The following is a 12,008-nucleotide window of genomic DNA, read 5'->3' as shown; positions in this document are numbered from 1 at the left end:
CCCACTTAGCTTATTCACATACGAATAATTACAAATAATTCAGCGCCAGCCATTTAAATTACGGCATTTTGTGTATAAATTTTATCCATTGCAATTGGCGTCATATTTCGAATGCCGGCTGTATCGCTTTCCTTTCTCAAATAAAAACGAACAAATACGAAGACAGGTTGAGTAGTTATGATCACAATAAAAAACACTTTCAGCGTCTCTATGCTTTCTCTCACTCTTGCTGCGGCGCTGCATACCGCCGACGCAGCCGCCGGCCCCTATGCCGACAGGCTGACGCCGCAAAAACGCGCGCAGGTGGAAAAATGGGTGGACAGCGAGTTCAAGGACTCCTCCATCAACCGGGATCAGCAAATCGAAGAGCTGGCCTGGTTTATCCACACCGCCGCGCCTTATCAGGGACTCGAACTGAACGTACTGTCGGAAACCATTAAAACCCACGAATATGAATCCCAAGTGTTGGCGAAGGCGTTCAACGAACTGACCGGGATTAAGATCAACCATGAATTGCAGCCGGAAGGCACAGTCATTGACCGCCTTTGGGTGCAGTTCATTGGCGACCAACACCGTTATGACGCCTTCATCAGCGACTCCGACCTGATCGGCAATCACTCCCGCTCCGGGCGTATTCTCGCTTTGAGCGATTTCATGCAAGGGGAAGGCAAAGACGTCACCTTGCCCACTCTGGACATCAACGACTTTATCGGCGTCAGCTTCGTGACCGGGCTCGACGGCAAGATCTATCAGCTTCCCGATCAACAGTTCGCCAACCTTTACTGGTTTCGCTACGACTGGTTCCAACGCCCGGATCTGAAGAAGAAGTTCAAAGAGATTTACGGTTACGAACTCGGGGTGCCGATCAACTGGTCCGCCTATGAGGACATCGCCGACTTCTTCACCAACAAGGTCAAACACATCGATGGCGAACGGGTTTACGGACACATGGATTACGGCAAGCGCGATCCGTCTTTGGGCTGGCGCTTCACCGACGCTTGGTTTTCCATGGCCGGCGCGGGAGACCCGGGGCTGCCCAACGGCAAGCCCGTAGATGAATGGGGCATCCGCATCGAAGGTTGCCACCCGGTGGGCTCCAGTATGGATCGCGGCGGCGCCACCAACAGCCCCGCCGCCGTGTACTCCCTGGAGAAATATATCGACTGGTTGAAGAAATATGCGCCGCCGGAAGCTATCAAAATGGACTTCAGTGAAGCTGGCTCCGTTCCCGCGCAGGGCCACATCGCCCAGCAGATTTTCTGGTACACCGCCTTCACTTCGGACATGACCAAACCCGGGCTGCCAGTGGTGAACAGCGACGGCACGCCAAAATGGCGTATGGCGCCCTCGCCTCACGGAGCCTATTGGCAGGAAGGGATGAAGCTGGGTTATCAGGACGCCGGTTCCTGGACCATCCCTAAAAACATGAGCCCAACCCGACAAAAAGCGGTCTGGCTGTATGCGCAGTTCACCGTGGCCAAAACCGTATCCCTGAAGAAAACTCTGGTGGGCCTGACGCCGATTCGCGAATCCGACTTGAGATCCGCCGCCATGCAAAAAGCCGCTCCCAAACTGGGCGGACTGGTGGAGTTCTACTTGAGTCCCGCCCGCAAAGCCTGGACGCCCACCGGCGTCAACGTCCCGGACTACCCCAAGCTATCGCGCTACTGGTGGCCGACGCTGGCGGACGCCATCACCGGCAAGAAAACCCCGCAGCAGGCGCTGGACACTTTGGCGGAAAGGCAGGATCGGGCGATGGCGGTTATTCAGAGAAACATGGAGCTGCAGTCCTGCGCGCCCAAAATCGCGGACGCCAGTGAGGTCAAGGGCGCAGACTACTGGCTGCGCCAACCCGGCGCGCCCAAGCCCAAACTATCCAATGAAAAACCCAAGGGCGTTACGGCATCTTACGACGAGCTGTTGAAAGCCTGGAAGAACGGCCGCGTACGCTGATATCGCCAGGAACACAAGGTATTACGACGAACGATGCGCCGGTCGGAGACTGGGAGTTCAAAGAAGTCACTCTAGTTAATCGACCGGCGCCCTATCTGAGCCCCAAAATGACTCCGTCCCTAGGGAATACCCTAGTCAAAATGAGGGGTATTCGCTGAAAGTCTTAGAAGGGCGAGGCATTTCACTCTTTTGTAACAAAGTGTAAATGTGTATAATTTTTCGCCTTTCCGGTTCTAACAGCAGTTTCTTATTGAGTAGACATGAACCAAATGACACGCACCGACGACGCGCTTCAGCGTCCCAGCTACGATCGCTCAGATCGTTTTTATATCGAAAACGGCGAGTGGTTCTACCTGACCCGCGAACAAATTCCCATCGGCCCCTACGCTTCGCAGCAAGAAGCGGAAGACGGACTCAACGCTTATATCGACTACATGCAGGTAGAAGCGGAATAAAAAAGGGAATGCAAGGATGACGAACTATCACAGGAAGATAGCCCAAAATGAGCCAAGCGCCCGCCAGTCTTAGCAGCGCGACTCTAAGTAAAAAGCGGGTGTTTGGAAATTTCTCCCCCGTAAATTGAACATTGTTGAAATAACCTACTTATCCTATTCGAAACTGCACGACAACCCCTTCCTGAACTGATCAAGTTACAGTTGCCCTCCCCCTGAGCCATCAGGCTAACTTGGACATAATCGAGACGCCCTTTAAAGTTATAGCACTGCACCGCCTTGTCTGACTCGAGACATAGAGCTATAACCAAGCTAAATCATCACGCTTATGTCGGGGGCCAGCAATGAAGAAGAAAAAGAGTTCAGATGATTCATATTGGGAAAATATGAAAGTTGCTCAAATCAAAAGGGAATATGAAGAGTTTCTAATAAGCCGGCATAAGCAGTCCAACCCTGATGAGGCCGAAATTTTTGCAGACAATAAAACAGGAAGTGGTCATCATGATTACTTAGGGTTTAAAAAACGCGAGTTAATAAAGTTACTCGCTGGAAAATTGCCGCCTTATTATGATTAACATAGATAGGATGCTACTTCTGACTTTTATATGCCGATAACCAATCGCCATTTACCTGTTATTCTTTAGCAAAGCGAGCAACCAAAACCCAAACAATCCTAACGTTAGTTTCTTGATCACTCGCTCCATTTTGTTTCCTTACTTTGCGACCTTTGTTAACGCCTTTATCGGCAGCCTGTTATCGGTAGATTTTAGCGGCCCATTGGGTCAACCCCGCCGCGACGCTGCCGAAAAAGTCGCCGTCCACGACGGGAATTTCGCCGAGTTCCTGCTCAAGCGCGGCGCGGATAACCGGGGATTTGCCGCTGCCGCCGGTGAGGTATACCAGGTCCGGGCGACACTGCGCCAGTTTCAGCGCCTCGCGCACGATGTCGATAATCCGGTTGAGCGGATTTTGAATCGCTTCGCCCAGCATCGCGCGATCCAAAGGCTGGCTGAGGCCTTTTTCGATGTAGTCGAGATTCACCTCATGGGCGTCTGCGTCTGACAGCTCGATCTTGGCCTGCTCTCCGCTGCGCACCAACTGATAGCTCTTGCGGCCTTCCTGCAGCAGCAACAGACGGTTCAATAACTCCGGGCGTTTGGCGTCGCGGCATAGCTGCGCGATGTCATCGCGGGTCTGCCAGGCGCTGAATTCCGCCTGAGTGCGCACATTGTTGATTTCGATGGCGCTCCAGAACGGCTGCGTGGGCATGGTGAGACCGGATTTTTTATCGGTTCCCAGACCAAACAACGGCATCAGGCCTTTGTATGTCAGGTAGATATCCAGATCATTTCCGCCGGTGCGCTGGCCGCAGTGCGCCAGGAAATCATCGCTGCGATTGTCGTTATTGCGGTGCGACGGCCCCATTCTCACCATGGAGCAGTCGGTGGTGCCGCCGCCGATATCGACGACTAGCAGCACTTGATCCTGCTGCATGCGACTTTCGAAGTTAACGCCCGCAGCAAGAGGCTCATACATGAATTCAAAGTCTTTGAATCCCGCCCGCTGCGCCGCGGAGGTCATGATTTCCATGGCCTGCCGGTTCGCCGCGTCGCTATCCGCTCCTTGATAATTCACCGGACGACCGATCACCGCTTGCGACAGCTCCGCTCCCGCGTTCGCCTCCGCCTGGGACTTCGCCCATATCATCATGGCGGTGACTACGTCTTCAATGAAGTCGAGTTGCGGCCGACTCAGACCGCCAGAACCCAGGAAAGATTTGGGAGACTTGATATAAAAGCCTTCATCCGGCGCTTCGATGTGCAGATCCACCGCCTGCCGGCCGACGCACAGCACTTGTTCGTCAGAACCGATGCTCAGCTCGCGGCGGGCGCGTTGCGCCTGTCCGGCAGCGTTAGGGCGGGAGGTGAGATAGGATTCACGGGCGTCCGGATCAGCAATGCGCCCGGCGACATATTCACATACCAGACTGCGATCCAGAGCATAAAGATTGGAAGGCAGCAACACCGAGTCCCGATCCAGGCCCAGCAACTTCACCTCCGATGACGCCTCTTCTCCGCGACGAATCACGCCCAGCGCGCAATTGGAGGTCCCATAATCAAAACCGGCGAACATAACTGGCCCCTTTTTGGAAAAAAGCCGGCGATTATAACGATGCGGGTCGGGGTGTTCTAGTTTAAATAGAGATAGATTCGGACGACGAGACAACGTCGCCTGCCTGATTAACGGGTAAACACGCACAGCAAAACGAGCGCACTTGAACAAATGCGCCCGTTTCGTCGCCCCTTACATTTACTTGCGTTACTCAGTAAGGGCTTGTGCGTCTGGTCGCTGTTGAAGACGGATTTTGAACAACGCGTCTTGCCGTCTTACTTTTGCATCACTCAGACTTCACCACAACAAGCTCTTCCTCCAGGTCAGCCAGAAATTCGGAGGAAATACCGGTGGTGATGGTGGTGTTGCTGGCCTGAGCAAGGGTGACGGATTCTTCGATATCCGCGCCGATTTCACTTTCCAGACCATAATCGCCCGAGCCCCATTTCACGCACTTCCACAACTCCATGGGGGCCATGTAGTCTTCCCGCAGATGCTCTTTGAATAGCTCAATGGCTTCCATCATCTCTCTGGCGGGAACGGCGCTGACGCCGACCATGTAATCGGAGCCGTCCATATTGATGGACGAACGGGGGCTGAGTGAGGACTTGTGATAAATCAACCAGATGTCTTTATTCATAATGAATCCTTTCCGTCTTTTTTATTTTAAGCATGGTGTTACGCAATAAAGTCACGCGCCCTGAAAGGCGTTGAGTTTGTTAAGTATTCATCCAGCGCGTCGATGGTTTGAAAACCCATCGTTGTCGACTCCTTTTCTTCCCCCTTAAGGGTCGCCCTGAATTCCCCATCATAGTAAAGAACCGCCTGCATGCGCTCGCCATCGGAAATGATGGTCGAGCTGGCTTGGCCACCTTCCTTCAGCGTCGCTTCCAGCGCGCTCAAGTTGCGCTGATGGCGCTCTGCGGCATTGCGAGCGCTGATTTCGCCGGGCAGGTCCAGAACAATATAGACCAGCCATAAGACAGAATTGTTGATGAAGGACAAAAGAGATTCCATTATGCGATCCATTTCCCATATCCACGGCGCGGCGCAGGCTGCGCACAACTTACCGATAGGTCCGTAATTTAAACAGACTCTCAGGTCTCCAACAAATTATGCATAGGCGCCAGGGTTTTCTGGCGGCATATTTCTTCAATTTGTTCGTCAATGGAGCGTCGCCAGTCGATCTGCGGCTGATAGCCCAGCACAGCGGTCGCGCGGCTGTTGTCAGCCCCGGTTTCCTCCAGCAAGTGAATCAGGCTGCGGGTAACCAATGGGTCAAAGGGCATCAAGGGATCAATCAGCTCCATCAGTTCGCCCACGCCATAGGCGACGGGAAACGGCACGCTGTAACAGGGTTTGGGAATCTGATGCCGGTCGGCGATGTATTCGATCACTTCACGCACGCTGGGCGGGCCGGAACCGACAATATTGAAGGCGGCGAAGTTTTCTCCCGGCGTCCATTGCGCCGCCAGAGAAAACGCCTGACCGATATCGCGACCATCGATCAGGGGCAAGCTGGTTTTGCCGCCGCGAATCCAGGGAATCAGCCGTGTTTTCAGGCGTGGCAGCAATATCGGCAGAAAACCGACGCGATAACGTCGCCCGACATAAATCCCCATGCGCAGGTTAATCACCTTAAACCAGTCGCGAGCGTATCCGCGCAGGATATTTTCGATGCGCACCAGATTACACAGGTGCGGCCAATAAGGAGGCTCGACGCCTGGACTATAGGGGTCCGAGGAACGCTCCGGCGCGGCGGCGGAAGCAGTGCTGGTGTTGATGAAAACCTTCACGCCCGCCTGCCGCGCCGCCTCGATCAATCCGAGGGTCGGCTGGAAATACAGGCGTTGCGAACTTTCGCGATGACCATACAGAGACGTCCAGGCCGCTGCGTGAATCACCACATCCACGCCCCGGCACACATCCTTGATGTAATTGGCGTCACGCAAATCGCCTTCGCGCACTTCGCAACAGACTTCCGCCGGCAGTGCGCCGGGATGACGGCAGGCGGCGATAGGCCGGATTCCTGGGACTCGACTCAGCGCTTCCAGAATATGGCTCCCGGCGAACCCCGTCGCGCCGGTCACCAGAACTTTCCTGACCTTGAACACCCCGCTGCTCCTCTCCGTCATGACCTTACACCGAAGACGCGCAGGCGGTTTCCTCCCTCTGCTGGTCGGCTTGGGAGACGGATTTGAAAGACCAGGTTTTCTCGCCCTCGCGATGCATCAACCCGATGCTTTCAAGATAACGCAGGTGCGCGGCGGTCTCTCCCAGCGCAAACATATACTGGTGAGGCGGCAGTTCCGTATTGAACAGCATGCCCACCGCTTCGAACACAGTGGTCGGTTCGCCGCAACCGCTCAAAAGTTTCTGCAACTGCCGATGATGATGCATTTTGATCTCAGCGATGCGCTCATGGTAGTTCTCTGAAGGCAGTCCATGGGCAGGGAAATATCTGGCGCAATCAATCGCCAGAAAATCCTCCAGGGACAACAGGTAGTTTTCAAGTGGGTTAGACAGACCGCCCACAATAATGCCGATATTCGGGGTGATTTTCGGCAACACGTGGTCGCCGGTGATCATCTCACGGCTGGCCTCATTCCACAGACACAGATGCTCTGGAGAATGACCGCTGCCGCTGACCACCCGCCAGTCGCCGCTGGCCGCGCTGATGATATCGCCAGTGCGCAGGAACTTGACCTGTAAAGGCAGTTCCTTCACCAGACGCTGATAGTTGCCGCGGTTTTCGATCAGTTGCTCGAAGCGCTCCCCGTCCACGCCAAACGCCCGGTAGTGCGCCGCGTAGCGGGGAATCGCGCTTTCCGCAGGGGAAAACCACAGCCGCTGCGCCATCAGCCAGTCCCCTTCGGAAATATAGGCGTCCGCCTTGAAGCGGCGCTGCAGCCAGGCCGCCTGACCAATATGATCCGGATGCAGATGGGTGATCAGGATCTTCTTGATCGGCTTTTGCTGGAAGACCGTATCCGCCAACGCTTCCCATGTCTCACGCACAGCGCGATGATTCAGGCCGGTGTCGACCAGAATCCACCCGTCCTGATCATCGATCAGATACAGGTTGATATGATCCAGGCGAAACGGCAGCGGCATTTTCAGCAGGAATACGCCCTGCCCCACCTGAACCGGACTCCCGAAAGGGATGTCCTTGTGTATGTTATCCATATCTTATTCCTCGTGCGTTAACCGCGATCCATGGGAAGAGCGGGCGAACCGCTCGGCATGCCTGACGCGAATCACTCTTTACGCAGTTCAATACCGTAGATATCGAAACCGATGCCCGCCGTCATTTTGGAAGGCGGCCAGTTCACCCACTCCCACAACGGCATGGGGCGACGCGTGACTTTCCAGGGGGCAAACAGTTCGCAGAACTTGTCCACGTTACGAATGTGCATGGGCGCATTGACCTTCTTGAAGAAGGTGCGAATGAACTTGGCGCGCAGGTCGCTCTCCGATCCGGTGATGCCGGTGGTGCTGATTTTCAGCACGGAGCCCGGCGCGCACCAGTCGTACAGGTATTGGAAGGTGCTCTTGATTTCCGCGTCGTCCACGAACATCAACACCGCGTTGGAACCGAAAGCCACTTTTCTGGAATCATCGAAGAAGCCGTCCACCAGACCTTTTTCCAGCAGCCCTGGCAACGCGCCGACGCTGGAGGTTTCGTATCTTGCGCTGGCGCCGGCGGGCAGTTTTCTGCGCGCATGCTCAACGATGTCCGGGTTGTGATCGACGTACATGATATTGGCTTCGGTCGCCCACTCATGACCTCGGGGAATGGGGCCGGCGCCGATATCCAGAATATTGTTGAAGCCTTCCTGCTGGTAGCCCTCGTACATCTGCCGGACAAACGCGCGGTTGATGCGCATCTTCTCCGGGAACGGGGTGATGAATCCCATCAGGCCTGTAATGATGGAGTCTTTCCAATCGTGGTAGTCACCCTCATCCAAAGCCGCGCTGTAAAGTGTGGCCGTGTTTGAATAGTACTTTGGGTTACTGAAGCTCATTCTACTTCTCTCCGTAAGAGTATTGTTTAGAGCCCCCCACCTCCTCCGCCCGTAGGCGGAATCAGTTTCTTTGGGGGAAGTTTTTTTATTAGTCCGCCGCGCCGGGCCCATCCCAACGTCGGCGTTTAGAGTGCGGCGCTACTGCGCCATGTTCAGCTCCCGTTCTGGAGCGCTTTCTCTCACCGGTCTGGCCCAGATGACTTCCTGAGCCATATCCCGCAGGATCGCCTTGGCGATTTTGCCGGTGGCGGTGCGGGGCAGTTCGTCCAGCGCCTCCACGCAATGAGGGGTTTTGTATTTAGGCAGACGCTCCCGCAGGAAGCGGTGCGTATCCGTCTCCACCCGCTGTTTGTCCTCGAAGCTTTCCGCTTCCCGGGCCACCACATAGGCTTTGGATTTCAATAGCCCGTCGTTGCCCTGGAATACCACCACGGAGGACTCCGCCACCGCCGCCAGCTCACCCAGCACCGCTTCGATCTCCAGAGTGGAAACCCACAGGCCGGAGGATTTGTAGGTGTCGCCATGTCTGCCGACAAAGACATACTCGCCTTTGTCGTTGGCGAAGTAGCGGTCGCCGGTCAACAGCGATCCGTCGTAGAAGGTTTCCGCCGTCTTGGCGGGATTGTTCCAATAACCCTGCGCCAGGGTAGGCCCTTTCACCCGCAGCTCGCCGATGGCGTTTTCCGTCAGGACTTTGCCGTTCTCATCGCACACGCAAAGCTCATAGCCAGGCACAGCGCGGCCGTAATAGCTTTCCTTGGCGGAGGAATGGTTGGAGACGCAGAAGATATGCAACGCCTCAGTGCTGCCGATGCCATCCAGCACTTCCACGCCGGTGGCGGCGCACCACTGTTGTGCCAGCTTGATCGGCAGCGCTTCGCCGGCGCTGACGCACAAGCGTACGGAGCGGAAGTTGTCTTCCGTTGCGCCGCCGCCTTCAAGGATGCCGCGATACACCGCCGGCACCGCAAAGAAAACCGTCGGCTTGAGTTGCCCCAAAATATCGCGAATCACTTCCGGCGCCGCCTTGGTGCTGCACAACAGCGCGGTGGCGCCGAAGTACAATGGGAAGTACAGCGAATTGCCCAGTCCATAAGCGAAGAACAACTTGGAGGAAGAGAAAATACGGTCGCGGTCGTTGATCTTCAGGGTTTTGCGCGCAAAATTCTCCGCGCTGAAGCCCATGCTCACCTGGCGATGAATCGCGCCTTTGGGTTTGCCAGTGCTGCCGGAGGTGTAGAGAATGAAGCCGATGGTTTCATCGCTGACCGGAAGAATATCCTCCACCGGCTCCATGCGGGAGGTGGCGATGTCCTCGTAGCTGACCACTTCCACATGGGTCTGCTCGTTGATCTGCTCTACGGAGTAACGAGCCACCAGTTCCGCCTCGGTGATCAGCAGCTTGGCCCCGGAATCCTCCAGATAATGGGTCAATTCCTGCTCTTTCGAGAAGGTGTTGAGCGGGATCGCGATGGCGCCGATTTGCTGCGTCGCCAGGAACATCGCCAGATATTCGGGACGGTCGTTCAGCAGCAACGCCACACGGTCGCCCTCGTCGATGCGGCTGGCTTTCAGGAAACCGGCGTATCGACTGGTCAGGCTCCACAGTTCGTCGTAAGTGTATGAAACGTCAAGCGTCTCCACCGCCGCTTTGCCGCCAAGTCCGGTTTCAACATGCTTTTTCAACAGAAAGTAAGCCGCGTTTTTTGTGGCCGCGCTGCTTATCAAAGATTTGTCGTCCATCGCTAATCGCCCTCTGTCTATCATTGCGGAGAGTTGTTCGGCGCTGATCAGCTCCGCGTGTACTTCATCGGATTCTGAGTCATAGCGGGTCAGCGTCCGTTGTGAGCTCAGGGCGGGATTTTCATCCCCGAAATCGTCCCGGAAGAAACAGCCGCGGCTTTCCTGCCGGGCCAGGGAGGAGCGCATAATGGCCTCGCCCACCAGCAGATAGGCCACCACGTCATCCAGTTCCCGGTGTTGCGCCGTCAGCGTGCGTCGTTGATCCCGAATCCAGTCGGCGAAGGCTGCCGCGCCTTCCACATCCACGCCGCTTTCCTGATAGCGCTGCAATCCCTGCTGCAACTCCGCCACCAACTTCTTGTCATAGGCGGACGCTTTGTCATCCAGCTCGAACGGCGTAGACAGCAAATGTCCCTGCCGCTTGAGCAAGTCGATCTTTTCTGAAATCACTTTGGCGGCGCAGAGATACAACGCCCACGGCAACCCTCCGACCCGATGAGCGCCGTAGTCGTGCATGGCTTCGCCGCACACGAACACGTTCTTCAGGTTGGTTTTGAATTTGTGGTGGGCCACGCCGCCCATGGAGAAATAGGAGATCTGACGAATGCGGCTGCGATCCACCGGATAAGCGTCCGCGACCAGCGCCTTGATCTCGCTGAACGTCTCAAAGTTGTATTCCCGTTCATGCCGGTTCACCGCTTCCAGAATCTCCCGCAGAGCGTCTTGACTGGCTTCCGGGCAGCGCTCCACCAGACCGGCGATGAGCGCTTCTTTGTCCGCACAGATATCTTCGATGTCGTCGGAGCCGACTACGGCGATGCGTTTGATGCTGCGGTGCAGTTCGCGATAGCGGAAGTCCACGTAGTATTTGAGATCGCCGCCCTTACGCCAGGTCATGAACGCCTGGAAGTGGTTGCTGGTGCCGCGTCCGTAGAACAGTTCCTGCTCCAGCCAGTCCACATGTTCGCCGTTCTCGTCATAGATTTCCGCGCCAGGCAGTTCTTCCGTCGGCGTCAGGGTGCCAAGGTCCGGTTGTCCGTAGCCGTGTTTGAATACGAACTCCAGATTGCTCAACCAGCCGCCGGCGGCGAGATGACGACCGTGCACGGAACCGTAGGTGCCGGTTTTCACCGAACCATGGAACAGGCCGGAATAGCCGCCGGAAGCCAGCACCACCGCGCCGGCGTACACCGCTCCGATTTGATCGCCGCTTTGATACTGCACGCCATGGCAACGCTTGGCGTCGGCGACGATGCGGGTCACCCAGGCGTTGTCTAAAACGACGCCGCCCAGATAACGGATTTCCTGCAGCAACCGCGCCAACAGATGTCGACCGGAACCGGATTTAAGCGCCACACCCAGTTGGATGTTCTTGAGCGCGTCGAACTCCAGCAGCGCATCCAGTTCCGACGCCAGGTGATTTCTGGTGATGGCGCCGACGTCGGAGTGCTCTTGTCCGCGCCCCAGGTCGGTCAACCATTCCAGATAATCCCCGCGCGTCAACGGAGAGGTGTTGATGGCGCCCACCGACAAGGCGGAAGCGCCCAGCTTGCCGCCCCGATCGCTATCGCTGTAAAAGGCGATGGCGGTGGGGATACCCTTGCGCAACAGCTTCAGCGCCGTCCAGCACCCCGCGATGCCTCCGCCCACTACGACGACATCAACGCTTATAGGATCAAGATTACTCGCAACCATGTTGTCCTCTCCGTGGTCATTTCTCAGT

Annotated in this window: 10 protein-coding genes; 3 read left to right on the top strand and 7 right to left on the bottom strand. The window is 56.0% G+C overall.

Annotated elements, in window-relative coordinates:
* The first annotated feature begins 177 nt into the window (after positions 1-177).
* The 3 genes from KP814_RS05810 (at position 178) to KP814_RS05800 (ending at position 2,980) form a co-directional block, all read left to right on the top strand.
* Positions 178-1,953: an ABC transporter substrate-binding protein gene (locus KP814_RS05810; RefSeq protein WP_216735868.1), complete on the top strand. Its 1,776-nt coding sequence runs from the start codon at positions 178-180 to the stop codon at positions 1,951-1,953.
* Positions 1,954-2,213: 260 nt separating this feature from the next.
* Complete coding sequence (locus KP814_RS05805) at positions 2,214-2,408, top strand: DUF6316 family protein (protein ID WP_127969866.1); 195 nt, start codon at positions 2,214-2,216, stop codon at positions 2,406-2,408.
* A gap of 341 nt (positions 2,409-2,749) precedes the next feature.
* A complete protein-coding gene (locus tag KP814_RS05800; RefSeq protein WP_216735867.1) occupies positions 2,750-2,980 on the top strand; it encodes a hypothetical protein in 231 nt (76 codons plus the stop codon).
* A gap of 178 nt (positions 2,981-3,158) precedes the next feature.
* Here the strand turns inward: KP814_RS05800 and yegD are convergent, their stop codons facing one another.
* The 7 genes from yegD to KP814_RS05765 form a co-directional block, all read right to left on the bottom strand.
* Positions 3,159-4,538, bottom strand: a complete 1,380-nt coding sequence (yegD, locus tag KP814_RS05795; protein ID WP_216735866.1) for a molecular chaperone — start codon at positions 4,536-4,538, stop codon at positions 3,159-3,161.
* A gap of 265 nt (positions 4,539-4,803) precedes the next feature.
* On the bottom strand, positions 4,804-5,157 hold the full coding sequence (locus KP814_RS05790; protein ID WP_216735865.1) for a hypothetical protein: 354 nt from the start codon (positions 5,155-5,157) through the stop codon (positions 4,804-4,806).
* Between the two features lie 38 nt (positions 5,158-5,195).
* The gene (locus tag KP814_RS05785; protein WP_216735864.1) at positions 5,196-5,534 is read right to left on the bottom strand and encodes a hypothetical protein; all 339 of its coding nucleotides are present in this window, start codon (positions 5,532-5,534) and stop codon (positions 5,196-5,198) included.
* 80 nt (positions 5,535-5,614) lie between these two features.
* Positions 5,615-6,652: an NAD(P)-dependent oxidoreductase gene (locus tag KP814_RS05780; protein WP_216735863.1), complete on the bottom strand. Its 1,038-nt coding sequence runs from the start codon at positions 6,650-6,652 to the stop codon at positions 5,615-5,617.
* Between the two features lie 4 nt (positions 6,653-6,656).
* Positions 6,657-7,703 (bottom strand): MBL fold metallo-hydrolase, encoded by a 1,047-nt coding sequence (locus KP814_RS05775; protein ID WP_216735862.1) that lies wholly within the window; start codon positions 7,701-7,703, stop codon positions 6,657-6,659.
* A 71-nt stretch (positions 7,704-7,774) separates the two neighbouring features.
* The gene (locus tag KP814_RS05770; RefSeq protein WP_216735861.1) at positions 7,775-8,542 is read right to left on the bottom strand and encodes an SAM-dependent methyltransferase; all 768 of its coding nucleotides are present in this window, start codon (positions 8,540-8,542) and stop codon (positions 7,775-7,777) included.
* A 138-nt stretch (positions 8,543-8,680) separates the two neighbouring features.
* Positions 8,681-11,980, bottom strand: a complete 3,300-nt coding sequence (locus tag KP814_RS05765; RefSeq protein ID WP_216735860.1) for a benzoate-CoA ligase family protein — start codon at positions 11,978-11,980, stop codon at positions 8,681-8,683.
* Between the last annotated feature and the right edge of the window lie 28 nt (positions 11,981-12,008).

It is taken from the genome of Hahella sp. HN01, assembly GCF_018986435.1.
Lineage (GTDB): Bacteria > Pseudomonadota > Gammaproteobacteria > Pseudomonadales > Oleiphilaceae > Hahella.
This window is presented reverse-complemented; position numbering and strand designations above follow the sequence as displayed.